This is a genomic window from Curvibacter sp. CHRR-16, from assembly GCF_018474005.1.
In the GTDB taxonomy this organism is placed as follows: Bacteria; Pseudomonadota; Gammaproteobacteria; order Burkholderiales; family Burkholderiaceae_C; genus Allorhodoferax.
In genome coordinates, this window is the sequence record NZ_JAHCSH010000001.1 from 424,967 (window position 1) to 451,511 (window position 26,545).

Genomic DNA, 26,545 nt, shown 5'->3' on the forward strand with positions numbered 1-26,545 from the left:
GCATGACATGAATTTTGCATGGCAAATCTACCAATTGCTACCACATTCCTCTAGAATGAAACATTACAATTCATATTGTTATATTTTGTTTATAAAGAGGCGCAGCATGGCAAGCTTTGTTACACGGATAGCAGCAATTTTGCTGACCGTGTGCCTTGCCGCATGTGCCAATGCGCCAGTGGGTTCCAACAGCGATGAGCGCTTTGCATCCGTTGCGCGTGGCACAGATTTCTTGCCCGGTAATGCCAAGTTCTACAGCTATGGCGTGTCGCAAAGCAAGGAGAACTTTGCAAATATTGAACGAGCGCAGTCGGACTACAGTCTTTACAAAGGTAGGCGCTACTGGACTGACGATAAGCCCGGCAGGTCTTCTGGCACGCTGAACCTCCTCCAGCAGTACTACCTACTGCACGTGCGATGGCAGCTGAAGGACGGTCACCAATTCATTGCCGAAAACATCGATGTGCGTGCCGTGATGCAGGAGTACTTCAAGACGCACCGAATTGTTCTGCCCTATCAGAAAGAAGGTCGCACTTATTCGGCGAATGGGGATTTCGATCCAACATTGGTTCATGAACTCAAAGACGACACGGTAATTCTCAAATGGTTGATCACCACCTTAAAGACTTCTCCGAATGAGAGGTTTACCAAAGATATGGTGGCTAACCCATGGAAGTTTGAATACGAAGAACACATCGTCACCACCATCAAAGGTACACCGACCGTAGGCATTGACTTTGAGAAGCATTGGGAATTTAGTAACGGGCACAAACAATGACTGATAAATCGCAACCCTATCTTTCGCCAACGCTCCGGCAAAGTCAGCACCAACGGTCATTTCCGCAGCAGCCACCGTACTCAATATCAACTTCGATGGCACGCAGAACAATCGCAAACACCCTCTCAAGCATAGGCCTCATCCAAAACATAGAGAACCACAACCTACTGGGGACACTCTCCAGCATCAACGGCCTGAGCAACCAAGCAGTAGATGCAGCCCTCAACCCCTACCTGCTGCCCAAGGTCGGCTCCAGCATGAACGAATCAATGTGGAGACAAGCAGCATGAGTGAGAGCACAGAGATAGCAAAAACCGCTTATGACCCTTGGAACCCAGCAACCTGGCCAAAGGAGCACTTTTTTTGGTGGGCGTTTTATTTTGCCAGCATGGCATTCGTATGGCTGACGCCATTGGATGTGCTTGACCGCTATCCGCAGTTTGTACCGTTTACTGATTTCATGGCGAGTTGGAATATGCAGATACGGCGGTTGGGTGAAATCAGCGGCCCTGCAAATCAAGCCAATAGGTTTTGTTCTTCGGTTTTATGGTGTGTGGCACCGATTGCTCTTATTTTTCACTTTCGGGGGATGTCTCAAACTTATCCAGATGGGAGTTTCTCTGTGAAATCCTCCATCTCATTTTTTGTTGGTTTATTTGGTTTGCCGCTGCTCTGCTATTTTGGATATTGGTCGATTCCTACTGACCCTGCTGAAGGTAGCCGGGTAGGTCGTGTTTTGTTTATCGGCGCAGTTGGGCGTAGTGTGTTTATCCCCATTTTTATATTTTCTATTGGCATGTTTTTGGTGTCATGGTTTTGGATGATTCAAGCATTCTTTCGTGGAAAACTCGTAATCACTGGAAGTAAATAATCATGGCTGAAGATAAAAATAATCCTTTTGCTGGAATTAAGTTCGACTTGAGCAAACTCTCGGCAGTTTCTGCGCCTGCCAATTTGACGCAAGGCATCACAGTTCCATCACTACCCGTTAAACAGCCAGACACATGGACTCCGCTGGGCAGCTTTGATTCTGTCAATGCGGGCATAGAACAGACAGCCAGCAAGTTGCCAAGCAACGTATGGCATTCCAGACCTGTTGAGGCTCTCACGGGCCGACTGGGAGTGGCTAATGACGGTATTGCTGTAGTGCAGCACCTCATTCAAGGACGTATGGAGGATGCTGCCATTGAGTTTGGTGGCGTGGTTGGGCAGGGTGGCGGTGCTGCGATTGGATATGGTGTGACCAGTCTTGTAGTCGGTACAACTCCAACAGGAACGGCTCTCAAGTTTGGTGTTGCAACATTTGGCGCCTACATAGGAAGTAACACCGGCAAAGACCTCACTGCCTCCGCCATCAACGCACTAGACACCACCGCCCCACTGGCACCAGGGCAGGTCGTCCAGCAAGTAGCAACCTTGGGTGGACAGCGCTATGGACTGGGCGTGACGGTCGATGGCAAACGGGACTGGTATCGCATTGATACATACGAAGGCGACACCCGTTCATCGTTTGGGCAGCATTCAGGAGCAGTGGTCGCACTCACAGCCAGTGAGCGCATTGCCCTCACAGACCAGTTGGCCAAGAGCACCTTCAGTGCCAGCGACTACGAGCAATACCAGCGGATGGTCAATGAGATTCGTACTCAAGGCGACATCTCTGAAAACATCAATCCACGCATACGCCCGGTAGGATCTGTGTACATGGCCGATGATTCAGCGGAAGCTAGCGCAGATGCCCCCGAGCCCAGCTACTTCAACCGCGACACCGCTCTACCGACAGCCCCAGCCAGTGACAGCAGCACCCCCAACTACGTAGTGCAAAGCGGCGACACCGTAAGCGCCATAGCCCACAAACTGGGACTCACCCCCCAACAGTACGGCGATTACCTCAAGTCCGTATACGGCCCCGATGCCGACCTCAACAGCATAGTAGCCGGGAGAGAACTGCCTGTGCCCGCAGACGCGCCCTATGCAGGCAGCACACCCAGTATCCGCAGTTCCCCAGACATTGAAGCCCCCAGCGCCGACAACGACTACAAGCCCGGCAGCAGCAACGGGGAAGCAGAAGCGGCCGCCTACAAACAACTGGTAGACGCCTTCAACAACGCCACCACCAACCCCGACACCAGCCCAGTAGGCGAGGGCGTGCAACTGGCCGATGCAAGCAACGGCGAAGTAGTCAGCGACGCAGGCCCCGGCTACACAGTAGGGGGCGCAACCACAGAGCCAACCACTACCACCGACAGCTCCCTGCCAGAGGACTACAGCGGCAGCGACGCCCACTTCAGCCACCAACCAGAACCTACCACCCAAGCACCCTACGTCCAACACGGCTCAGGGTACAACGCCGCCCTACAACCCTACCTCGCCACCCTCAGCCTGCTGCAAGGGCTAGACGGCTTGCAGCACTGGGACAAGATGGACGACCTAGGCCACTTCAACAGCCTGCTGGGTCTGGCCAACAACATCAACAGCCTGAGCGAAGGCAGTTTGGGCAACTTGGGTACTTTGAACACCCTCTCAAGCAGCATAGGCCTCATCCAAAACATAGAGAACCACAACCTACTGGGGACACTCTCCAGCATCAACGGCCTGAGTGACCAAGCAGTAGATGCAGCCCTGAACAACGCCCTAGGCAGCACAGGCGTACCCTACGTAGGCATAGCCTTGGCACTGAATGACTTTGAGCACCACCCCGGGCAAAGCATAGGCTCGCTCGTAGGCATGTACTTCGGCCCAGTCGGCAGCGCACTGGGCGGCATGATAGGCGGCATGCTCGACCAAGCAGGGGTATTTGGTGGCAAAGAAGCCCCACCACCACCCGATGGCGCCACCCACTACGAATGGGATGCAGAGGGCAACATCCAAATTCACATTGATCGAAACCAAAGCCAAGGTGGAGAGATCGCGAAAAGCACCGCGCAAAGCGTACAAAGCCTGCTGCAAAGCATAGTGCAGAGCATCAACGATCAGACGGTTGATACCAGCGACAACGTAGCCATTAACCCCTATCTGTTGCCCAAGGTGGGCTACTCCGGAGGCGACGCATGGATAGAGATCACTACACCTGATGGAGACAGTTACCGCGAAACTATACAGAGCGAAAACCTAGCCCAACGCCTCTTTGAGATATTGACCGAAAACGGTGGCATAGCCCCCGTCTGGCAAGTGCAAACCCAGATGGGGCACATGCAACAACTGCTAGAGCAAGGAGCCAGCCAAGCCCAGATAGCCGCAGAGCTAGGTGCTGGAGCAGGAGGCCATGCCTACCAAGGCAACCAAGCGTATGCGCTGGAAGGCAACGCCACCGAGAGCGCTGACTTCAAGAGCCAAAGCTTTGGGGCGCTGGTGGTGCACCTAGGCACAGGGGCAGTACAGGCCAGCACCCAAGCCCTGCAAAGCTTGCAAGAGCAACAAACCCAGAACCGAGTAGCCACCAGCGAGCTATACCGCGACACCGAGGGGGATGGCTACTTTGAGAAGACAGAGTGGGTCAGCGCTACCGATGCACAAGGCAATCTGCAAGGCATGCTGGTACTGGACTACAACGGCAACGGCCAGATAGAGACCCGCGACATATTGAACCTGGGGGGCAATGCGGGGCAAGAAGGTAACAACGCTGCCGACGCACAAGCTGCCAGCGCCAACGCCCACCTGCAGCGCAACAACGTGCAGTGGCTCGACGCCAATGGAGACGGCGTGCTGGACAAGAGCGACCCGGCGTTTGCAGCCATCCGCCTGTGGGTGGATGTGAACCAAGATGCGCAGCTGGATGAGGGAGAGCAGATCAGCCTTGATAGTTTGCAGATCACCAGTATCAACTTCAGCTCCGGGCAGGTGACTTATGCCGATGGTCACAGCGATGCACTGAGCAGCACCACACTAAAGTCTGACACCGAAGGCGTGCGCTACACGCAAATGCAAGAGGCTGATGCACAGGGCAAGCTGCACACCATTGACGCTGGACAGATGCTGGAGCATGAGGGATACCAAGGCCAGGTGCAGGTGACGGACCAACCGGGGGTGACACGCTGGGGGAGTGTGCGTGAGGCTACGTTTGAGCACAACGCGTTGCGTACGGGGGATTGGGAAGGGACGGCAGAGGAAGACCAACATCGCCATGGTGGGGCTAACGTAGCCAGTGCGCCTACGCAGACCAGTGCTACGGGGGCGGTGAGTTTGGGTGAGGTCAAGCGGGCCAATGGCGCTAGTGCCAGTGTGCTGAGCCCGCAGCGGGTGGTGTTTGTGCCATCTACGGCTTTGCTGGGTAATGAACGCGTGGACAGTGCTACTGCGCAGATGGTGCGCAGTGCAGAGGAAAGTTCTTTGCTGGGCGGGGGCATGGGGGCAGGCTTGGGCGCACTGGCCTTGGTGGGCGTGGGGGCGGTGCAAACGACAGCATTTGCTGCGGAGCGCGTGTTCGCTGACTATGTGCCCGACAACGAGCGTGTGCGGATACCGGAACAGGGCATGCAGGTACTGGATGCGCGGCATGCAGGACTCTTGGGCTCGGTGCTGTCGCCTGCTGTCGAGACTGTTCAGGGGGCTGTGCTAAATGGTAGTTGGCAGGATGAGCCGCGGCAGGTGGTTGATGCCCCGCCGCCGCCCGGTGTGCTGGCTGATGCGGATGCCTTGCAGCGCACGGGGTTGGACTTGTCTGCTTACACGGCAACTCAGACACCGTTGCGCGAGATGCGCGCCGTGTTAGTGAGCAGTGGGGCTGCTACGGTGGAGCCAGCAGCTAACACCGTTGCAGACAGCCCTAGTGGCAACACGGAGGTGCTGCTGGACATGCCTATTGTGAGTGGGGAAGTGCTGTCGGGCAGTGAGGATACGGTGCTGCGCATGGACACTGCGCTACTGCTGGCCAACGATCGCACGTCCAATGCAGATGCAGCATTGCACATCAGCGAGGTGGGTAACGCTACCCACGGGCAGGTGAGTTTGCAAACCAGCGTTGATAGTGCCGGGCAGATCGTGACGGAGGTGGTGTTTTTGCCTGACCCGGACTACTTTGGCACGGCGAGTTTTAGCTACACAGTGACTGATGCCTATGGTCTGTCTACCACGGCTACAGCCACTTTGCAGGTGCAAAACGTGAACGATGCGCCCTATGCGCAAGGTGAGGTGGTTAGTGGTGCCAGCGAGGATGCCGCCTTCATGATAGATAAGGCGGTACTGCTGGCCAACGATGGGGATGTGGACGACCCTGCAAGCGCCCTAGGCATTGGCTGGGTGGGCAATGCTGTGAACGGCACCGTAAGTTTGGATGCCAATGGCAACGTGGTGTTTGTGCCGGGTACTAATTTCAATGGCAACGCTGAGTTTGAGTACAGAACGGTGGACGCTGCAGGCCTGCTGTCACCAGTGGTGCCGGTGGTGATGCCGGTGGCAGCGGTCAACGATGCGCCGCTGGCGGTGGATGACCAGTTTCAGACCTACACCAACAGCACGATGACGATTGGCTTTACCCAGCTGCTGAGTAACGACTCGGACGTGGAGAACGACACGCTGAGTTTGGTGAACGTGGGCAATGCATCCCACGGGGTGGTGTCTATCGTGAATGGGCAGGTGGAGTTTGTGCCCACGGCTGGATTCAAGGGTACAGCGTCATTTGACTACCTAGCAGACGATGGCAATGGCGGGCAGACTTGGGCCACAGCGTTTGTGGAGGTGAAGGCACCACCGAATTTGTATCCCACCATCACATTGAGTGCTGGTCATACTTATCAGGTATGGTACGGCAACTCTGCTTATTACAACGCGGTGGAAATATGGCAAAACTTTAGTTTTTCCATTAATGACGAAAGTCCTGGCTCAGTCACAATGAGTATTACTCCAATCGGAGGGGGGAGTGTGCTTGCAACGCCAGTGTCTGTTGGGCCATTCGGGTCGAAGACGCCCATCAATTTGGGCTCCAATGCTTTTCAGTACAACCTATACGACGGCTGGGGGGCTGATGGTGAACAGATTCGCTTTGACATAACCCTGACCGATGGCAATGGTTTGGTCAATGTTGCGCATGTCTTTGCTAGCTATGACTTGGGAGTCATTGGCGCTCCACTCAGATCCTTTAATGTGACGCATGAGCACACGGGGCTGTTTGTGTCACCTGTGCTGCTGGATCTGATGGGTGATGGGCTGACTTATCAATCTGTGACCCAAAGCAATGTGCAGTTTGATGTCGATCATGATGGTGTGCTAGATCAGATGGCTTGGGTAGGAACTGAAGATGGTGTTTTAGCTTGGGATAAGAACCAGGATGGCATCGTTTCTGATGTGTCGGAGTTCAGCTTCCAGCATTTAAAAGAAGGCGCCCAAACCGATTTGGAGGGGCTACAGGTATTGGATACGAATCAGAACGGAGTGTTGGATGCAGGGGATGCCAATTTTGCGGAATTTGGTGTTTGGCGAGATGAGAATGGAAACGGCGTAACAGACGCCGGGGAATTCAAGTCACTCACGGAGTGGGGGATCATGTCCGTGAATCTGCATTCCAATGGTCAATCGCATCAAGAGGGTACGACTTTGGCCAATAGTGCAACTGGCCAGACGGATGTGACTGTGATGGGCGACACCACGTTCACCCGCACCGATGGCAGCACAGGCGTGGCAGCGGATGCCATGTTGGCTTACCAGTCGGGTGTGCATGCACAGGCTGCAGAGGCTGATTTGGCACGCATGGCGCTGTTGTTTAACCAGATGGCCAACACCGCCGTGACTCCAGATGTCGAACCCTTGGGCTTTGTGCCGACGCAACCGCATGAGGTTGTTGTCGTCCATGAGGAACAGCAGGCTTTGCAAGCTGCATGATGAAAAAACAATAGGAAACTTTAGTGTGCAAGCTACGCTACAACTGATTGGGCTTTACGCCAAACTTCACCACGTTCACCTTGATGCTGCGCAGTTAAATCACCAGTTCGGTGGCTATGGGCAAAGCGATGGATCGCCTTCGTTTGCTATGGGCGATGTGCTCCGAATATTGCAGCAGTTGGGTTTTGAAACTAAGTTGAGCCATGGGGCGGTCAAGGCTCTTTCGCAAGTCGCCTTACCTGCTTTGATGCCTACGCGCGATGGTTCTTGGATGCTGGTGGGCAAGGTAGATGCCACCGGCCCGGCAGGTGCTGTGGTGTTGCAAATGGCGGGGGAGTCAAGTCCGCGTCAGGTCTCGTTGGCGGAGTTTGAGGCGCTGTTTGCACGGCAGTGGATTGTGGCGCGGCTGGTTGACGCAGTACCCAATACGCCGGGCGTTACTGCTGCCAACGACTCGGGGAAATTTGGTGTGGGCTGGTTCTGGCAGTCGCTCAAGAAGTACAAGGGGCTGATGGCGGAGGTGCTGCTGGCATCCTTGTTTGTGCAGATCATTGCACTGGTCACGCCGATGATTTTTCAGGTGGTCATTGACAAGGTGCTGACCAATCGAACGCTGTCCACGCTGGATGTGATGGTCATTGCGCTATTGGGGGTGAGTATTTTTGAGGTGATGTTGGGTGCCATGCGGCACTACCTGTTAAGCCATACCACTAACCGGGTGGATGTGGAGCTGGGTGCTAAGTTGTTTCGTCATCTGTTGCATTTGCCGCTGTCCTACTTTGAGAGTCGGCGCAGCGGCGACACAGTGGCCCGTGTGCGAGAGCTGGACAACGCGCGCAATTTCCTGACGGGCCAAGCGCTGACAAGCTGGTTGGATTTGCTATTTGCACTGGTCTATATCGGGGTGATGTTTTATTACAGCGTGGCTTTGACGCTGGTCGTACTGGCGGCGTTGCCGGTGTTTTTTGGGGCCTCGGCCATCATCACGCCGTTGCTGCGCAAGAAGCTGGAAGACAAGTTTGCACTGGGGGCGGAGAACCAAGCCTTTCTGGTGGAGACTGTGACGTCCATGGAAACGCTCAAAAGCCACGCGGTGGAGCCGCAGTGGCAGGGTGCGTGGGAGCGACGCCTAGCAAGCTATGTGAATACCTCGTTCGAGGGGGGGCACTTGGGCAATGCCACCAATCAGTTCATTAGCATGGCGAGCAAGGTGTTGACAGTGTTGCTGCTGTGGTTGGGGGCTCGGCTGGTCATTGATGGCGCGTTGACGGTGGGAGGTCTAATTGCCTTCAATATGCTCAGTGGCCGGGTAAACGCGCCGATTTTGAAGCTGTCGTCGTTGTGGCAGGACTTTACTCAGATGAAGGTGAGCATCAAGCGTTTGGCAGATATTTTGGATGCGACGCCTGAGCCGGCGTTTAGGCCTCATCGGTCGGTGCCGCCGGAAGTTAAAGGGCATATTGCGCTGGAGCATGTGACTTTTAAGTACACCCCGAATGGGCCAGCAATATTGAATGACGTCAGTTTTGATGTGCAGCCTGGTGAGGTGATTGGTGTTGTGGGCGTTTCGGGTGCGGGCAAGACGACTTTGATGCGTTTGTTGCAAAGGCTGTACACCCCAGAGTCGGGCCGTATTCTGATCGACGGGGTGGATATCAATCTGGTGGATACGTCGTGGCTGCGCAGGCAAATAGGGGTGGTGGGGCAAGATACGTTGCTCTTTAACCGCAGTGTGCGCGACAACATTGCATTGGCTGATCCTAGCTTGGACATGGAGGCAGTCATGGCTGCAGCTAGTTTGGCGGGGGCTAATGATTTCATCCTCAAACTGCCAGATGGATATGACACAGTCATTGGTGAGCGCGGCAGCAAACTCAGTGGTGGTCAACGTGCGCGCATTGCGATTGCACGTGCACTGGTGACCAACCCTCGCATGCTGTTGCTGGACGAGGCAACGGCTTCGCTGGACTACGAAAGTGAGCGTTTGATTCAGGACAACATGGCGGCTATTGCGCAGGGACGCACGGTGTTTGTGGTGGCGCACCGTTTGTCCACCCTGCGTTTGGCGAACCGCATTTTGGTTCTAGAGGATGGCAGGCTGGTGGAAGCGGGTAACCACGCGGAACTTTTGGCTAGAGGGGGGCGCTATGCATTGCTGTACCACGCGCACCAAGTGTTGCAAGTGCAAGGAGTAGCAGCATGAGTGGCGGTGAGGAAAAGTTGGCGTTCAACCAATTTAGTTCGGCAGCGTTGGCGGCTATGGCGCAGCCTCCTTCGTATGTGGTGCGCATGGCTTCGCTTGCGATTTGTGTCATGGCTGGGCTTGCTTTGGTGTTTTCTTATCTGGCGCAGATGGATGTGGTGGTGAGTGCACAGGGTAAGGTGATTCCTGCCGGTAAGAGCAAAGTGGTGCAGCCGCTTGAGGCAGGTGTAGTGCGCACGATTGCAGTACGTGATGGGCAGTATGTGAAAGCGGGCGATGTGCTGTTGGAGCTGGATGTGACAAATAGCAGTGCAGATCGAGACCGAATACAGCGGGAGTGGTGGGAGGCTAAAGCTGAGGTATTGCGTGCTTCGGCGTTGTTGGCTGAGCGACTTCAGTTTGTTCCTCCTACAGGCATGCCTGTAGAGGTGGCAACCAATCAGCTTGCCGTGCTGCAAAGTCGCTTGGCAGAGCAGCAAGCCAAGCTTGCAGCATTGGATGCCGACTTGAGTAAACGAAAGGCGGATGCGGCTGCTATTAGTAGCGGCTTGGCGCAGCAACGTGTCAGTTTGCCTTTGATTCAGCAGAAGTACGCCATGCGGGAGGAGTTAGCCAAAACGGGCCATGTAGCGCAGACGGGAGTCATTGAGGCCAAGATGGAGTTGATTAACGCAGAGAAGGAGTTGGCTGTGCAGGGCAATAGACTGCAAGAGTCGCAGGCCAGTTTTGCCGCAGTGCAGGAACAACGTGCGCAGGCTGTGGCGGAGTTTCGTGCCAAGGCCAGCGGTGAATTGTTGGATGCAACTAAGCGACGTGATGCAGCCGAGCAGGAGCTTATCAAGGTGCGCCAGCGTTTGGCTTTGCAAACGTTACGCTCGCCTATCGATGGCGTGGTGCAGCAATTGGCGGTTACTACTGTTGGCGGTGTTGTCACTGCTGCGCAATCTTTGATGACGATTGTTCCTGCAGATACTCCACTGGAATTAGAGGCTCAGGTGATGAACCGTGATATTGGTCATGTGCGGGTCGGGCAACGGGTGATCAACAAGGTGGAGACGTTTGATTTCACTCGCTATGGCTATATTGAGGGAGAGGTGCTGTGGGTGGGTACGGATGCAGTGCAAGATCAGAAACTGGGGCCGGTGTTTCCAGTGCGCATCAAGCTCAATAGTTTGCAGACTCCTTCGTCTGTGAATGGTCAGACAGGGATGATTAAGGCGGGTATGAGCGTGACTGCAGACATTCGAACAGACCAACGCAGACTGCTGGACTATTTCCTTGCCCCGATGCTGCGGTACAAGCAGGAGGCATTGCGTGAGCGATAAGTACTTAAAGTTGTGCTGCCTTGGTCGTTCGGTGTTGGCTGTATGTTTGTTTGTTAATGCTGGAATAGCTTCTGCACAAGGGCTAATGGACATCTACGAAAAGGCTAGGACTCAGGATGCGCAGTTCCAAGCATCTCGTAATGCTCTGCAGGCTGCTCTGGAAAAATTGCCACAGGCGCGCGCAGGCTTGTTGCCCACGGTGAGTCTGTCTGCCAACAAGAATCGTCAGTTTGGTACGGCCTCTTTTTCTGGGGCGGATGCGGTGGATCGAGATGCACAGTCGTGGTCGTGGAGCGTGCAGTTAACACAGCCCCTGATCCGTTGGGCTAATTGGGTGGGATACCAGCAAGCCAACGCCGCCACACGTCAGGCGATGGCACAGTTCTCGGTGGCTGAGCAGGATTTGGTTTTGCGCGTCGCGCAGGCGTATATGGATGTGCTGGTGGCAACTCAGGGCAGGGAGGTGATGCTGTCCCAGTCTGCAGCTTTGGAGGAGCAGTTGACATTGGCGCAGCGTACCTATTCGGTAGGAACTGGCACTATCACGGATGTGCATGAAGCCACAGCGAAGTTGGCTCAGAGCCAAGCTCAAGCTGTGGCTGCAACCCAAGACCTAGAATTCAAGCGCGCAGAATTGGAGCGAATGGTCGGGGAATCAGTGGGCTTGCTGGATGGTACTTTTCAGCGGAAGCCATACCTGATTTTTCAGTCGTCGATGTCTCTCGCTGATTGGCTTGCGCTTGCTGATACGAAAAGCATGCAAATCCAGATGCAGCAAGCGGCGCTAGAGGTGGCGAACAAAGAGGTTGCTAAGAGCGATGCTGCGCACTTACCCACATTGGATATGGTTTTGAGCAAAGGAACTAATTACAGCTCGGGTTCTTTGAGCTCTCCGGCGGATATCGCGACACACGTGAATTCAAACCAAGTGGGATTGCAAATGACAATTCCACTGTACGCCGGTGGAGCAACACAATCTCGTGTGCGTGAGGCACTCGCCTTGGCTGCCAAGGCGCAGGATGAACTCACACTCGCGCGGCGCACCGTTGCGAATCAGGTGAGGCAAGCACATTCAGGCATTCTGAGTGGTCAAGCACAGATCGCAGCATTGCAAACTGCTGTGGAAGCGGCCCGCAATGCTGTGGAATCCAACAAAATCGGGTTGCGCATTGGAACCCGCATTACCCCGGATGTATTGAGCGCGGAGCAACAGCTGTATGCATCCATGCGAGATTTATCTAAGGCGCATGCAGAGATGGTCATGCATCATCTGAAACTCAAGGCTGCTAGCGGTACTTTGACGCAGGCGGATTTGATGGATCTAGATCGATTGATTGCTAGCGATCAGAAGCTTCCCGCAACTCTTCCTACTAACTCTGACGAGGAACGAAAACAATGAATAAACCTGACCAAACACACTCTGCGGAAATGGAAAATTTAGCCGCTATGCTGAAAAAGCAGGCGCAACGTGTGGTTGGCAAGTTGCCTCTCTTAGGGGCTGTGAATTGGCTGATGATGCAGCAGACAGCCACACGCCATACCCTGCTCAGTGAGCTGGAGTGGCGTGTCATGCCAGCATTGGTACTGGATCAGGCCAAACTTTATATGCGTGATGATTTTCCGATCGCTTATGTATCGTGGGCGTTGCTTTCAGAGGCCGTGGCGCAACGTTATGCAATGGCTCCACACCAATTGATAGCATCGGATTGGCAATCTGGAGATCAAGTCTGGATCGTTGATTTATTCGTACCTTTTGGTGGAACGCAAGAGGTGATGAACGATTTACGCACGCACGTATTTGCGGGTCGCCCTATCCATCAACTCAGCATGGGGGCAAATGGCATACTTGAGCCTATGACGTGGTCAGCGCAGGCCTGACCCCACCAAATCCAACAGCGTGCGCGCCACCACTTGGGTGGCTTTGCGCAGGTCTTCCAGCACCAGGCGCTCGTCGGCGCGTTTGGCGTGGGATTCGAGCACGGTGCGCGGGCCTGCGCCGTAGATGACGCCGGGAATGCCGCGCTGGGCGAACAGGCGCACGTCGGTGTACAGCGGCGTGCCGACTGCGGGCAGGGCTTGGCCAAAGATGTGCTGGCCGTGGCGCTGGATGGCGTCTACCAGCGGTGCATTGCCGGGTAGGGGGCGCATGGAGTTGGCCAGCAGCAGGCGTTTGATTTCCACGCTCAGGCCCGGTATGCGCTCGGCGGCCTCGGCTGCCGCGCTGGCAATCACTTGGCGGATGTTGGCCTCCACCTCGGCGGGGTTTTCCTCTGGGATCATGCGGCGGTCTAGTTTGAAGCTGACTTTGCCGGGCACCACGTTGGTGTTGGTGCCGCCTTCTATGCGGCCCACGTTCAGGTAGGGGTGCTGGATGCCCTCCACCTGCGAGGTGATTCCTTGGTACAGCGCGTTTTGCGCGTACAGCGCTTGCAGGATGTGCACCGCGCCTTGCAGCGCATCGGCCCCGGTGTGGGGAATGGCGGCGTGGGCCATTTTGCCGTGCACGGTCACTTCCATTTGCAGGCAGCCGTTGTGGGCGGTCACCACCTCGTAGGAAAAGCCCGCTGCCAGCAGCAGGTCGGGCTTGGTCAGGCCTTTGTCCAGCAGCCAGCCGGGGCCGAGTTCGCCGCCAAACTCTTCGTCGTAGGTGAACAGCAGCTCCACCGCGCCATGCAGTGGCACGCCCAGCGCTTCAAGGGCGCGCAGGGCAAAGGTGTAGGTGGCAAAGTCGCTCTTGCTCACGGCGCTGGCGCGGCCGTAAATAACCCCATCGACCACCTCGCCGCCGTAGGGGTTGCGCGTCCAGCCTTCGCCAGGCGGCACCACGTCGCCGTGGGCGTTCAGGGCTATGGTTTTTCCTTGGCCATACTGGCGGCGCACGATCAGGTTGGTGATGCTTTGCATGCCGTAGCGCTGCACGTCATCCGTGGGCACGCTGTGGCGTTCGGCCTGCAGGCCCATGGCGGCCAGCAGTTCGGCGGTGCGCTCGGCGTGCGGGGCGTTGTTGCCGGGCGGGGTGTCGGTAGGCACTTGGATGAGGGCCTGCAAAAACTGCACTTGCTCGTCAAAGTGCTGGTTAATCCAGCTATCCAGTTGCTGGTAGAGCGGGGCGAATTGGGCAAATTGGGCGGATGGAGTTTGGTTGTCGGTCATGGTTTGGAAGTGTGGGAGAGTTGCTGCAGCAAATGCCCAAAGGCTTCTACGGCCAGTTGCATGTCGTCGCAGGTGGTGGATTCGAGTGGGTTGTGGCTGATACCACCGTTTTGCCCGCGCACAAACAGCATGGCTTGGGGCATCGCGTTGTGCAGCATCATGGCATCGTGCCCGGCACCGCTGGGCAGGTGGAACACGGGCAGGCCCGTGGTGGCTACGGCGCGTTCCCAGTGGGCTTGCAAAGTAGCATCGCTGGGCGCTGCGCTGGCTTGCATGACCGGGGTGATGCCCAGTTGTACACCCCGGCGCTCGGCAATGGCCTGCAACTGCGCCAGCACGTCGCGCTGCAGGGCGTCGCGCTGCGCGTCGCTGGGTGCGCGCAGGTCTAGGCTAAAGAGGCAGCGCCCCGGCACCACGTTGATGGAGCCGCTGGGCACCTGCAGCATGCCCACAGTGCCCACCGAATCGCCGTCTTGGCTGGCGCGTGCTTCTACGGCCAGCGCCATCTCGGCCGCGGCAGCGGCGGCATCGCGGCGCTGGCCCATGGGGGTGGTGCCTGCGTGGCTGGCGGTGCCGCGCACTTCGCACTGGTAGCGCGCACTGGCGTTGATGCTGGTGACCACGCCCAGTGGCAAATCGCGCCCATGCAGCACCGGGCCTTGTTCGATGTGCACTTCCACAAAACCCAGGTATTGCGCTGGATCGCGCCGCAAAGCCGGGATGTCGTCTATGCGCAGCCCGGCATCCTGCATGGCTTGGCGCAGCGGGATGCCTTGGGCGTCTTGCTGGTCCAGCCAAGCGGCGTCAAACCGCCCCACCAGCGCGCTGCTGCCCAAAAAGGTGGCGTTGTAGCGCTGGCCTTCCTCTTCGGCAAAGGCCACTACTTCGATGCCAAAGGGCAGGTGCTGGCCCGCTTGGTGCAGCGCGGCAATGGCGGCCAGCGGCACGTAAATGCCCAAGCGGCCATCGTATTTACCGCCGTTGCGCACGGTGTCGTAGTGGCTGCCAGTGAGCAAGGTTTTTACCGATGTTTTTGGCTTGTACAGCTTATCTGTATTGCTGGAGCAGCTATCAATTTCATAGCAAGACGGATAGCGCCCGACGACATTGCCCACCGCATCCACGTGCACATCCTGCAGGCCGCAGGCTTGCATGGTGGCGGCGATGTGCTGGGCGCACTGGCGGTGCGCGTCGCTCAGGTAGGTGACGGTCAACTGGCCTTGTTCGGCAAAGTCCGGTTCGCTGAACTGGGCCAGGGTTTCTTGCCAGTCCCACACCTGCTGGCCTTGGCTAGGGCTTAGGCCCAGTTTGTCGTTCAAACGAATCTCGGCAATGCGGTGCACTTGCCGCAGGCACTCGGCCAGCTCGTCGTCGGGGTGGGCGTGCAGGCGGCGCTGCAGCGTAGCGATGATGGCTTGGCGGCTCAAGCCCAACCCACGCGGGCCGCGCACGGCCAGTATGAAGGGGTGGCCAAAGCGCTGGTTGTACTGCGCGTTGAGCGACTGGATGAGGGCGAATTCTTCCGGGCTGCAGTGGGTCAGCCCCGCTGTGCTTTGCTCGTTGCTGCTCTCGGCGGTCAGGTTTTGGCTCACCATGGCCTTGCCTGCCAGTTCGGGGTGGGCGCGTAAGAGCGCCAGTTGCGCTTCGCGCCCCGCTTGGCGCACCACCTGCACCAGTGCCCATTTGAGGGCGGCCACGCTCACAAAAGGGCGCTGCGTCAGTGCTTGTTCGGCGATCCAGGGCGAGTGTTCGTACAGCCCATCCAGCCAAGCCAAGGCTTGGGCGGGGCTGGCGGTGTTGAGCTGTTCCAGGGTGATGGTGCTAGGGTGGCTCATAACGCGGGGGTGGGAAAGTGGGTCTTCCAGTGGCGGGCAATGTCGATGCGGCGGGCTACCCACACATGCTCGTGCTGGCCGATATGATCCAAGAAGCGCTGCAGCGCGGTGATGCGCCCCGGCCTGCCCAGCAGGCGGCAGTGCATACCGATACTCATCATCTTGGGCGCGTTCAGGCCGTTGGGGTCACCCTCTGCATACAGCGCGTCAAAGGTGTCTTTCATGTACTGGAAAAACGGGTCGGCGTGCGAATAGCCCTGCGGCAGCGCAAAGCGCATGTCGTTGCAGTCCAGTGTGTAGGGCACGATGAGTTGCTGCGCCAGCGTGCCGTCGGTTTTTTTCACCTGCATCCAAAAGGGCAGGTCGTCGCCGTAGTAGTCGCTGTCGTACTCAAACCCGCCGTAGTCGGCCACCAGCTTGTGGGTGTTGGGGCTGTCGCGCCCGGTGTACCAGCCCAGGGGGCGTTCGCCCGTGATGTGTTCAATGATGGCCATGGCCTCATGCATGTGGGCGCGTTCCACATCTTCGGGCACGTTTTGGTAGTGGATCCACTTGAGGCCATGGCAGGCGATCTCGTGGCCGCGTGCGACCAAGGCGGCTGTGAGTTCGGGGTGGCGCTGCAGTGCGGTGGCTACGCCAAACACCGTGAGTGGCAGGCCACGCTTGTCAAACTCGCGCAGGATGCGCCACACACCGGCACGCGAACCATACTCGTAAATGCCTTCCATGCTCATGTGGCGATCGGGGTAGGCTGCGGGATTGAACATTTCGGACAAGAACTGCTCGGAGCCTGCGTCGCCATGCAGCACGCTGTTTTCACCACCTTCCTCGTAGTTCAGCACAAATTGCACTGCGATGCGGGCTTGTCCCGGCCACAGTGGATGCGGCGGGTGTTCGCCATAACCCACTAGATCGCGGGGGTAGGCCGCGGTGGTGTCAAACAAGGCTGTGTTGCGGGGGGGGCGTTGGGTGGTGCTCATACGGTTCATGATAGTGCGAGCCTGTGCTGTGGCTTTAAAGGGCAATCCATAGCGGCTATGCAGCAATACTTATGCCCACGGCATGCAGCCTGTTTAGACTGCCAGCCCATGTGATAGCGTAGATGCGCAGTGGAGGACTGTTGATGGGATTGAGCACACATGTTTTGGACACCATGCATGGTTGTCCCGCTGGGGGCATGGCCGTGGCCTTGTACCGAACCCAGTCCACGGCTGGCGGTGCCGAGCACGCAGACTTGGTACTGCGCTGCACCTTGAATGCCGATGGCCGCAACCCCAACGGCCCACTGCTGGATAACGCCAGTTTGCAGGTGGGCACGTACAGGCTGGTGTTTGAGGTGTCTGCCTACTTTGCTGCTAAAGGCGTGGCATTGCCCGAACCCCCGTTTTTGGGTCGGGTGAGTGTGGACTTTGGCATTGCCAACCCGCAGCAGCACTACCACGTGCCACTGTTGGTCAGCCCGTGGAGTTATTCCACTTACCGGGGGTCTTGATTGCTGCAGCACCATGTCGTGCGTGCTGCAGCGTCGGCTCGGTCAGCGCTGGCCTTCGGTCAGTGTGTCCAGCTGGAAGCGGCCGCTTTTGTCCCACAGCCATGTATCGGTGTAGGTCACGCTGCCCAAATTCACGGGGGCAGGGAAGGGGCCTGCAGCGCGCACCATGCGTTCGATTTCGGTCATGACTGCGGGTACATGGCTGGGGGCGCGCATCCAAGTGACGTTGGTGACGTTGCCACGGCGGTCAATGTGCACCTGCAAAACCCCCACTGCATAGAGCAAGGGTGGCATTTTGCCGGAGTACACCTTGTCGCCCCAGCGCGCATAAATGTGTTTGGCGCCATCGGTACGGTAAGCGCGTTCGTTGGTGGCTTGGGAAATTTTGCTGGGCGCAGGCTCTGGCACCGGTTTGGGGGCGGGAGGCGGTGTGGGGATAGGAGCCGGTGTGGGGGCTGGAGCAGGGGCGGGTTGAGGCGCAGGGGTGCTGCAGCCTGCCAGCCAAGTGGCGGTAGCTATGGCCAGCGCCCACAGAGAGGCACGCGCGTGGGCCGATGTCTGTCGGCTGGGGGAAAAATGCTGCATAGCAAGTCCTGTACAGAGTCAGAGATAGGGCAAAAACCGTGCGGTGCATTATCGACTGGGGCCTATGTTGTTGCGGGCTAAAGACACACTGCTGAAATCCCTGTCTAGCCAAACCGTTCCAGTCGCGGTAGTGGTCACGGTGCATGCGGTGCGCGGGTCGGCCCCGCGTGAGGTGGGGGCTTGGATGGCGGTGCTGCCGTCTACCCAGATGCTGGGCACCATCGGTGGTGGGCAACTGGAGTGGCAGGCATGGCAGCAAGCTTGCCAGTGGCTGCGCGCACCTGCTGACCAGCAGCCCACACTGGCCCACCCACTGGTGCAGCGTTTTGCATTGGGGCCGAGCTTAGGCCAGTGCTGCGGTGGGGAGGTGCATTTGCGTTTTGAATGTGTAGGCCCCGCCGATGTATCCATCTTGCAAGAGCGCTGGCAGGTGCAGCTCCCCACGGTGGCTTTGTTTGGCGGTGGCCATGTGGGGCGTGCCGTGGTGCAGGTGTTGCAGCCCTTGCCATTTCGGGTGCATTGGGTCGATAGCCGCGACGAGGTGTTTCCACCGCAGTGCCTAGCTGCAGAGGAGGCCTCCTTGGCTGTGCAGACAGAACACAGTGACCCGGTGCAGGCCGCTGTTCCCCATCTGCCTGCGGGCAGTTTGGTGCTCATCATGAGCTTTAGCCATGCCGAAGATTTGGAAATATTGGCGGCCTGTTTGCAGCGCCAGCGCGAAAGGGCTGATTTGCCCTTCATCGGTTTGATAGGGAGCCGCAGCAAGTGGGCCAGCTTTGCCCATCGCCTGCAGGCACGGGGTTTCACACCAACTGAACTCGATGCCGTGACTTGCCCCATAGGGGTAGCCGGTATCCATGACAAGCGCCCCGAAGTGATCGCCGTGGCCGTAGCGGCCCAACTTTTGCAAGTGGTGTCGGCAACTGTCGCATCCACCGCACTTTGCACGCACGATTAGGAGAACCAGAACATGGAAGCGTATTTGTTAGATTGGGCCAACTTGCTGCTGCGCTGGGCGCATGTGGTGGTGGCCATTGCGTGGATTGGGTCGTCGTTTTACTTTGTTTTTCTCGATAGCAGTCTGACTCCACCCGTGGACGAAGCATTGCGCCGTGATGGCGTCACAGGGGAACTCTGGGCGGTGCACGGTGGGGGCTTTTACCACCCGGTGAAGTACGCCGTTTCTCCTCCGAGCTTGCCGGACAAGTTGCATTGGTTCTACTGGGAGAGCTACAGCACTTGGCTGACAGGCTTTGCGCTGTTCACGGTGTCGTATTTGTGGAACCCCACCATGTATTTGGTCGATCCACAGGTGCATGCGTGGCACCCGCATGCAGCCATTGCGGTGGCGTTGGGGTTTTTGGTGGTTTTTTGGTTTGCCTATGACGCCATTTGCCGCACTGTGGGCAGCAAACCGGGGTCGGAGGGCAAAGTGGGTTTGTTGCTTGCTTTGCTGGTGGCATTGGCGGCATGGCTGGCGTGTCATTGGTTTGCCGGGCGTGCGGCGTTCCTGCTTATCGGGGCCATGCTGGCCAGCACCATGACGGCCAATGTGGCGCATTGGATTATTCCCGGGCAACGCAAAGTGGTGGCTGCGCTGAAAGCAGGTCAACCGGTCGACCCCATTCATGGTCAGCGTGGCAAGCAACGCAGTGTGCACAACACCTATTTCACGCTGCCTGTGGTCTTTGCAATGTTGTCAAACCACTACAGTTTTGTGTACAGCCATGCCTTCAATTGGGCGCTGTTAATAGCCATGATGGCCGCTGGTGCCGCCATCCGACAGTTCTTTGTGCTGCGCCACGGCTACAAACTCGGTCGCAATCGCCATCCTTGGCCTTATGCGGTGGCCGGTGTGGCAGTTTTGCTGTTGTTGATCGTGGCTTTACGTCCGTCAGTTGATGCTACAAAAAATATAGCTGCATCAGCAGGTGCAGCAAGCGTTGCAGCCCCGGTGCTTACTTACGCGCAAGTGGCACCTGTGTTTGCACAGCGCTGCGTCATGTGCCATGGTGAGGCTGTGCAGATGAAAGGGGTGCGTCTGGACAGTGAGGCAGATGTGCGCAAACACCTGCAAGCTATCTACCAGCAAGCCGTCATCACCAAAGTGATGCCGCTGAACAATGCGACAGGCATTACCGATACCGAACGTGAGCAAATTAAGAATTGGATTGATAATTCAGCCCGCTGAAAAAAAGTTTGCGCTACCTTACTTGCGCTTTTCCTCTTTTCCAAATCCATAATTATTAGTAAGGTTCGAGAAAGGCTTCCCATGCGGAGCCGTTTCTCTAGTCAAGGGTTGCTTCATGAATAAATTCAATGTCCATTCCATCGGTTTCAAACTGATGATGTCTTTCTTTTTGGTGCTCCTCTTAACGGTGATCACATCGTTGGTCAGTCTGTACCAAATCAAGAAAGTGAACGATGGCACTATCGAAATTGGCGACCGTTGGTTGCAAGGGGTGAGCGTCGCCAGTGACCTGCGTCACTATATGCACAGCATGCGCCGTGCGCAGTTGAATTTGAATAACCCACTGGCTTCGATGGAAGTGGTGGATAAAACCGAAGGCGATGTCAATCGTCACAAAGATAACTTCCTCAAAACCGTGGCCGAATACGAAAAAATTCCAGGCCAAACGGATGAAGAAAAGCAGCTTTTGGGCTCTATCAAGAAGAGTTTTCTGGATGCGTTCGATGGCGGTACTGGGGTGATTGCATTCATGCGCAAGAGTCCCGAGCGAGACCATAAAGAACTGTCTGACCTTCAAGGTGCCTTGGGTAAAAAGATGGGTACCTTGGCCAACGGTATTGGTGACCTCATTACCCTTAATTCCAAAGGGGCGGATGAAGCGCAAAGCAAAGCCCAAGACACTTACAAAAAATCTATTTATCTGAACTTGTCCTTGATTGTGCTCAGTGCCATAGCCGTGACGGTGGTGGGGTTGACCATGACACGCAGCATCAGCCGCCCATTGGGCGAAGTGGTGGCCCAAATGGAGCAAATTGGTCAAGGCAACTTGCGAGTGGATGTGGTGCGCAATCGCCATGACGAAATCGGCCAACTTCAAGGCGGCTTGATAGCGATGAAAGGCTCTTTGAATGACCTCATTTCGGGCGTGAAGGAAAGTGCCCAGAGCGTGACCCACGTGAGTGTGGAAATTGCCGCCGGCAACAAAGATTTGGCCAATCGCACGGAAGTGAGTGCTAGCAACTTGCAGCAAACCAACTCCGCCATGACAGCGTTGCAAACGGCGTTGGACGACTCCACTGTTTCCGCCCGCAATGCCAGTGAATTGGCGCACAGCGCCTCGGCTATTGCGCGCCGTGGTGGCGAGGTCGTGACATCGGTGGTGGGCAATATGCAGGAAATTACTGCCAGCTCGCGCAAGATTTCTGACATCACCAGCGTGATCGATGGCATCGCTTTCCAAACCAACATCTTGGCGCTGAATGCAGCGGTGGAAGCTGCCCGTGCGGGTGAGCAGGGGCGTGGTTTTGCCGTGGTTGCTTCCGAAGTGCGCAGTTTGGCACAGCGTTCTGCGGAAGCGGCCAAAGAGATTACCAACCTGATTGGTACCTCGGTGCGCAGCATTGAAACGGGTTCACAAATGGTGGAAACAGCAGGTGCCACCATGCAAGAAATCGTGGACTCGGTACAAAAGGTCAACAGCCTGATTGCCGATGTAGCCTCTGCCTTGCAAAGTCAGAGCAGCGAAATGGGCCGCGTCAGTTTGGCGATCTCGGATCTGGAGAACATGACCCAACAAAACGCAGCTTTGGTGGAAGAGTCGCACGCTGCGGCCGAGAGCTTGAAGAGCCAAGCCAACCGTTTGCTCGACTCCATGGGCGCTTTCTCGGTGCAAGATGCTTCCGGTGGTGGCAACTACTTGCGCCTGCCGTCTTAATTTTCTCTAGGGTGTCCAGCATCGTGTGCATGCTGGCATCCAGCGTGCGCTGCACCGACCCTATCAAGGTCACTGGTAAGACAGAATTTCCACCATTTCTTGGCGTGCGTTGGTTGTGCGCAGCACCGATTTGTACAGAGGTTCCATCTTTTTGACCATCTCGGTGATCTCGCCTAATGGGGTGATGCGAACCCCGGCTTTTTTAATGGCTTGCATGCTTTGTGTCACTTGCTCAGACCATAGTTTGCGCATGTAGCGTGCAGACTCTTCACCAGCCGTCAGAACGATTTTCTGCTGTTCAGTTGTCAAGCCATCCCATACCTTGCGCGCCATCAGCAATGGTTCGGGGCTGACGGAGTGATTGCTCATCAACAGTGTGGGTGCCACTTTGTAGTGGCCAGTGGTGTAGTAGGAAACGACATTGTTTTCGGCGCAATCGAAGATGCCTTGTTGCAAGCCAGATAGCACCTCTTTGTAAGGTGCCGGCACAGGTGTCGCACCCAGCTGTTGCACCATGGGCACTTGCATGCCGAGCACGCGTATGCGACGGCCTTCCAAATCTTGCAAAGTGCGTATGCTGGGGTCTGTGCAGTAAAACGAGCGTGTGCCACCGTCATACCAACCCAAGACCACGTAGCCAGCATCGTAAAACTTGTGTGCGTAGCGCGAGCCAATGGGACTTTCCAGCACGCGAAATAAGTGTGTGCTGTTGTGGAATAAAAAAGGCAGTGCCAGCGGTCGAATCTCGGTAATGGTGTCGCTTAAGGGGCTGATACCGAATACCCCCAACTCAATGTCGCCCTTGTGTAGCTGCTGTATGGCTTCTTTCTGTGGAGCTAGGCTGGCGTTGTAGCCAATGTCCAAGCGAATCTGTGGCATTTTTAGGCGCAGCAGTTGGCCAAAACGTTTGATCCCTGCAGACACCGGATGCTCAGGAGGTTGGGTAGTCCATACCTTCCATGTGTTGGATGCCTCTGCTACAGGCACTTGCCACAGCATGCATGCCAGTAGCAGACCGATGGGAGACCACTGCCCCGTCCAATACGGCGGTTTTTTTTCTTTGTGATGCATGATGAATCGAGAATTTATGGCGCAAGAATAGTCAATAGGTCTTGCCGACTTGCCGTGTCATCGACCACTTGCCGATACAGAGGCTCCATTTGCTTGATGGCTTTGGGTAAATCCTTGGGGACTACCACACGCACGCCATGCTGTTTGGCTATTGCCAAGGCATCGCTGGCTTTCTTTTCCCACAACTGCTGCATATAGGTGGCTGATTTTTGCGCTGCTTGCAGCAGCGTTTGTTGCTCAGATGGGGAGAGGTCTTTCCATATTTTCTGTGACACCACAAGTGCTTCCAGCGAAATCATGTGCTTGGTCTCAAGCCACGTTTTGGCAAATTGGTAATGCTGGTTTTCCACAAAGGAAACGATGTTGTTTTCGGCACAATCGAAGTCACCAATAGACAAGCCTTTGTGCACATCTTGATAAGGCACCACGAGTGGAATGGCATGCAGCAGTTTGACCATCTCCACATGGATACTGCCTTGCACCCGAATGCGTTTCCCCCGCAAATCCTGCACACTTTTTATGGTGCTGTCTGTGCAGTAAAAAGACCGTGTACCACCGCTGTACCAAGCCAGCACCACGATGCCGGTGCCTTCGATGGTGTGGCGATAACGCTCCCCAACCGATCCATTCATGACGTGCTGCAGGTGATGTTCATCACGGAACAAAAAAGGCAGTTTGATCAACTGCAGCGCATCTAGTCGCTCAGCAATAGGCCCCAAGCTGATTTCGGCAAAGTCCAGTTGCCCGCTTTGCAACATGTGCACGGCCTTACCGCTGTCACCCAATACAGCATTGGGATAGACGTATATTTTGCCGTGGTTGTGCTGCAATGCCTGATTGACTTCATTGGCAAACTGCTCACTGGCTAAAGTAGCGGGATGCCCAAGGGGTTGCGTAATCCACAAGCGCCATGGTGCAGCAAGAGCATGGCTTGCATTGAGCAGGATAAACAGCCCCATCAACCAAAATTTTGAGCCACCGAAAAACATTTGGGAATCCAACGATGATTGCGCTTAAGTCTAGATAAAGTTTCCCAGTCTACGCCTTCATCAGAAATGTTTTTCTGCCTGTTACACGGTTAGAAGTTGCTTGCATTGAAGGATGCACTTTTGGCAAATTGTGTGTTCGGCATGCTACTTCTCCTCTTTTGGGAATGCTTTTTTTGACTTGGCGCAAGGTGCAAAGTGCCCGCTCTTGCCACAGTTGCGCCATGCCCACCTCAAGCTGTCACGATCTGGAGCAACTGCTACAAGCCAGTCCTTTGCGCACTGTAGGTGCCAATGCTGTGCTAGTACACAAAGGCCAGTTGCCACAAGAAGCCCTGTTTCTAGAGCACGGCACGCTGGTTGCCGGCGTGTTGACCGCCAATCCTTCTGCCCCCACTGGCCCCGGCCCAGCGTTGCACGAGATGGATCAGCAGTGGATGACATTGGTCGGCCCTGATTGGGTGGATCTCAGTTCGGTTGTGCTTGGTTTGCCAGCTTGCGTGGACGTGATTGCACAAACCTCGGTTCAAGTGCGTGTTATAGCCCGCAGCGCATTGCTGCAGCTTTTGCAAAGCCAAGGACAAGTGGCCTATGCCGTACTGCACCAAGTGGCCCGAACCCATCGCAAACAAACCGAACAAGCGCTCAGCCGTTTGGTCAAGGATGCCGAAGCCCGCTGCGCCGAATGGTTGCTGCAGCATGCCCGTGAAACCGCCCAAGGCAGCGCGGTAGAGCTGCAGCAGCGCAAACGCCAAATTGCCGCCCAACTGGGCATAGCGCCCGAAACCTTCTCCCGCGTGTTGCGCCACCTGCGCGACCAGCACCTGATTGCCGGGTCTGGCCGTTTGGTGGAACTGGTGGATGTGGGCGGACTGCGCTTGCTGGCTGGTGTCTAGCGCCTCCCTGCACGGCACCACCCATTACACCCGCAAGGGTGCTAGCACCTCGTCCAGCGCCTGCAGCAGTTGCTGCACATGCTGCTGCGTGGTTGCAGGGCTGACCAGCAGCATGTTGTGAAACGGCGTGATCAGCACGCCCCGGTTGAGCAGTGCTAGGTGGATGTAGTGCTCCAGCTCCGGCGCAAATAGGGCTTGCGCCTCGCTGCCGTCACGCGGGCTTTGTAGCCCGAACTGGAACTCGCACCGCGCGCCCACCTGCGTCACACACCAAGGCAAGCCGTGTTGGTGCAGCACAGCCTCCAGGCCTTTAGCCAACTCACCCGCCAGCGCCAGCATGTGCTCGTAGGCCGCAGGCGTGGCCACATACTCCAGCGTGGCGCGCATGGCGGCCATGGCCAGCAGGTTGCCGCTCAGCGTGGTGCCTATGCCGCTGTGGCCCGGTGGCGCTGCGCGCTTGGCTTGCATGGCGCGTTCGGCCAGCTCCGCACTCATGCCATACACCGCGCAGGGCAGGCCGCCCGCTATGGGTTTGCCCAGCACCAGCGCATCGGGCTGCAGGCCGTGCGCTTGTGCATAGCCGCCCGGCCCGCTGCTGATCGTGTGCGTTTCATCGAGCACCAGCAACGCGCCGTGCTCGCGTACCAGCGCCTGCGCCGCCTGCCAGTAGCCCGGCTCAGGCAGCACCATGCCCACGTTGGTCATCACCGGTTCGGCCAGTACGCAGGCCACCGCGTTCTCCTGCAGCGCAGCGCGGAGCGCGTCCAGGTCGTTGAACTCCACCACCACCGTGTGCTCGCGCACGTCGTACACCTGCCCCAGCAGGCTGTCGCGTAGCTGCGGCTGGCCTTGCACCAAGTCCACCAACACATCGTCTACCGTGCCGTGGTAGCAGCCGTTGAACACCAGTACCTTGCTGCGCCCCGTGGCCGCCCGCACCCAGCGCAGCAAAAAGCGGTTGGCATCGCTGGCCGACAAGGCCATTTGCCACTGTGGCAAGCCAAAGCGGCGTGCCAGCTCTGCGCCCACCCAAGCGGCATCGGCACAGCTCATCATGGCGGTGCTGCCCCGCGCAGCCTGCGCCGCTATGGCCTGCACCACTGCTGCTGGCGCATGGCCAAACATGGCCCCCGTGTCCCCCAAGCAAAAGTCCACTAGCGTGTGCCCATCGGCATCCACCACCTGCGCCCCTTGCGCCTGCGCTACGTGCAGCGCAAACGGCGTGCCCCAGTCCTGCATCCAGTGCAGCGGCACCCCAAACAACCAATGCGCGCTGCTGCGCTGCGCCAGCGCCGCCGACAGCGGATTGCGCTCGCGGTAGGCGGCTTGCTCAGCCGCGAGCAGGGCAGGGAGTTGGGGGTAGGGGGTGAAGGGCATGGGGGTATTGTCAATAATGTTTTTGTGGCTACAATGTAGCTACGTGCTGCTCATTATTCAATCTAGATTTCCATCCAATGCACACGATTAAATGAACTATTAATTTTTAGATATATATAAATTTAT

Annotated in this window: 20 protein-coding genes; 13 read left to right on the forward strand and 7 right to left on the reverse strand. The window is 56.8% G+C overall.

The window, feature by feature from the left end; translation table 11 throughout:
* The first annotated feature begins 106 nt into the window (after positions 1-106).
* The 8 genes from KIK84_RS01990 (at position 107) to KIK84_RS02025 (ending at position 12,997) form a co-directional block, all read left to right on the forward strand.
* Positions 107-778 (forward strand): hypothetical protein, encoded by a 672-nt coding sequence (locus tag KIK84_RS01990; protein WP_214121300.1) that lies wholly within the window; start codon positions 107-109, stop codon positions 776-778.
* Positions 779-873: 95 nt separating this feature from the next.
* Positions 874-1,068: a hypothetical protein gene (locus KIK84_RS01995; protein ID WP_214121301.1), complete on the forward strand. Its 195-nt coding sequence runs from the start codon at positions 874-876 to the stop codon at positions 1,066-1,068.
* On the forward strand, positions 1,065-1,649 hold the full coding sequence (locus tag KIK84_RS02000; RefSeq protein WP_214121302.1) for a hypothetical protein: 585 nt from the start codon (positions 1,065-1,067) through the stop codon (positions 1,647-1,649). The genes KIK84_RS01995 and KIK84_RS02000 overlap by 4 nt, the downstream gene beginning before the upstream one ends.
* A 2-nt stretch (positions 1,650-1,651) precedes the next feature.
* Entirely contained in the window at positions 1,652-7,591 is a 5,940-nt protein-coding gene (locus KIK84_RS02005; protein WP_214121303.1) for an SPM autocatalytic domain-containing protein, read from the forward strand.
* 25 nt (positions 7,592-7,616) lie between these two features.
* Positions 7,617-9,794 (forward strand): peptidase domain-containing ABC transporter, encoded by a 2,178-nt coding sequence (locus KIK84_RS02010; RefSeq protein ID WP_349815886.1) that lies wholly within the window; start codon positions 7,617-7,619, stop codon positions 9,792-9,794.
* Entirely contained in the window at positions 9,791-11,119 is a 1,329-nt protein-coding gene (locus KIK84_RS02015) for an HlyD family type I secretion periplasmic adaptor subunit (protein WP_214121305.1), read from the forward strand. The genes KIK84_RS02010 and KIK84_RS02015 overlap by 4 nt, the downstream gene beginning before the upstream one ends.
* Complete coding sequence (locus tag KIK84_RS02020) at positions 11,109-12,518, forward strand: TolC family outer membrane protein (RefSeq protein ID WP_214121306.1); 1,410 nt, start codon at positions 11,109-11,111, stop codon at positions 12,516-12,518. The genes KIK84_RS02015 and KIK84_RS02020 overlap by 11 nt, the downstream gene beginning before the upstream one ends.
* On the forward strand, positions 12,515-12,997 hold the full coding sequence (locus tag KIK84_RS02025) for a toxin-activating lysine-acyltransferase (protein ID WP_214121307.1): 483 nt from the start codon (positions 12,515-12,517) through the stop codon (positions 12,995-12,997). The genes KIK84_RS02020 and KIK84_RS02025 overlap by 4 nt, the downstream gene beginning before the upstream one ends.
* Here KIK84_RS02025 and KIK84_RS02030 read toward each other — a convergent pair.
* Genes KIK84_RS02030 through puuE form a run of 3 tightly spaced genes read right to left on the reverse strand, consistent with a single transcriptional unit; the run spans position 12,983 to position 17,087 of the window.
* The gene (locus KIK84_RS02030) at positions 12,983-14,272 is read right to left on the reverse strand and encodes a M20 family metallopeptidase (protein WP_214121308.1); all 1,290 of its coding nucleotides are present in this window, start codon (positions 14,270-14,272) and stop codon (positions 12,983-12,985) included. The genes KIK84_RS02025 and KIK84_RS02030 overlap by 15 nt on opposite strands.
* Complete coding sequence (uraD, locus tag KIK84_RS02035; RefSeq protein WP_214121309.1) at positions 14,269-16,107, reverse strand: 2-oxo-4-hydroxy-4-carboxy-5-ureidoimidazoline decarboxylase; 1,839 nt, start codon at positions 16,105-16,107, stop codon at positions 14,269-14,271. Before uraD ends, KIK84_RS02030 begins: the two co-directional genes overlap by 4 nt.
* Complete coding sequence (gene puuE, locus KIK84_RS02040) at positions 16,104-17,087, reverse strand: allantoinase PuuE (protein WP_214121310.1); 984 nt, start codon at positions 17,085-17,087, stop codon at positions 16,104-16,106. Before puuE ends, uraD begins: the two co-directional genes overlap by 4 nt.
* Before the next feature lie 143 nt (positions 17,088-17,230).
* On the opposite strand from puuE, the gene uraH reads away from it, so the two are divergent.
* A complete protein-coding gene (gene uraH / locus KIK84_RS02045) occupies positions 17,231-17,599 on the forward strand; it encodes a hydroxyisourate hydrolase (RefSeq protein ID WP_214121311.1) in 369 nt (122 codons plus the stop codon).
* A gap of 42 nt (positions 17,600-17,641) precedes the next feature.
* Here uraH and KIK84_RS02050 read toward each other — a convergent pair whose 3' ends face one another.
* Positions 17,642-18,184, reverse strand: coding sequence for an energy transducer TonB (locus KIK84_RS02050; protein ID WP_250207680.1), 543 nt, complete (start codon positions 18,182-18,184; stop codon positions 17,642-17,644).
* A 64-nt stretch (positions 18,185-18,248) separates the two neighbouring features.
* Between KIK84_RS02050 and xdhC the strand changes: the two genes are divergently transcribed.
* The 3 genes from xdhC to KIK84_RS02065 all read left to right on the forward strand — a co-directional run bounded on the left by xdhC (position 18,249) and on the right by KIK84_RS02065 (position 22,089).
* Positions 18,249-19,142 (forward strand): xanthine dehydrogenase accessory protein XdhC, encoded by an 894-nt coding sequence (gene xdhC, locus KIK84_RS02055; protein ID WP_214121312.1) that lies wholly within the window; start codon positions 18,249-18,251, stop codon positions 19,140-19,142.
* 12 nt (positions 19,143-19,154) lie between these two features.
* The gene (locus KIK84_RS02060; protein ID WP_214121313.1) at positions 19,155-20,375 is read left to right on the forward strand and encodes a urate hydroxylase PuuD; all 1,221 of its coding nucleotides are present in this window, start codon (positions 19,155-19,157) and stop codon (positions 20,373-20,375) included.
* A gap of 115 nt (positions 20,376-20,490) precedes the next feature.
* Positions 20,491-22,089 carry a methyl-accepting chemotaxis protein gene (locus KIK84_RS02065; RefSeq protein ID WP_214121314.1) on the forward strand — a complete coding sequence of 533 codons (1,599 nt, stop codon included), beginning with the start codon at positions 20,491-20,493 and terminating at the stop codon, positions 22,087-22,089.
* Positions 22,090-22,158: 69 nt separating this feature from the next.
* Here the strand turns inward: KIK84_RS02065 and dctP (KIK84_RS02070) are convergent, their stop codons facing one another.
* A complete protein-coding gene (gene dctP, locus KIK84_RS02070; protein WP_214121315.1) occupies positions 22,159-23,160 on the reverse strand; it encodes a TRAP transporter substrate-binding protein DctP in 1,002 nt (333 codons plus the stop codon).
* Between the two features lie 14 nt (positions 23,161-23,174).
* On the reverse strand, positions 23,175-24,119 hold the full coding sequence (dctP, locus tag KIK84_RS02075) for a TRAP transporter substrate-binding protein DctP (RefSeq protein WP_214121316.1): 945 nt from the start codon (positions 24,117-24,119) through the stop codon (positions 23,175-23,177).
* A gap of 251 nt (positions 24,120-24,370) precedes the next feature.
* Here dctP (KIK84_RS02075) and KIK84_RS02080 point away from each other — a divergent pair, with 251 nt between their 5' ends.
* Complete coding sequence (locus KIK84_RS02080; protein ID WP_214121317.1) at positions 24,371-25,042, forward strand: Crp/Fnr family transcriptional regulator; 672 nt, start codon at positions 24,371-24,373, stop codon at positions 25,040-25,042.
* Positions 25,043-25,066: 24 nt separating this feature from the next.
* Here KIK84_RS02080 and KIK84_RS02085 read toward each other — a convergent pair whose 3' ends face one another.
* Positions 25,067-26,419, reverse strand: coding sequence for an aspartate aminotransferase family protein (locus tag KIK84_RS02085; RefSeq protein WP_214121318.1), 1,353 nt, complete (start codon positions 26,417-26,419; stop codon positions 25,067-25,069).
* Positions 26,420-26,545: the final 126 nt, after the last annotated feature.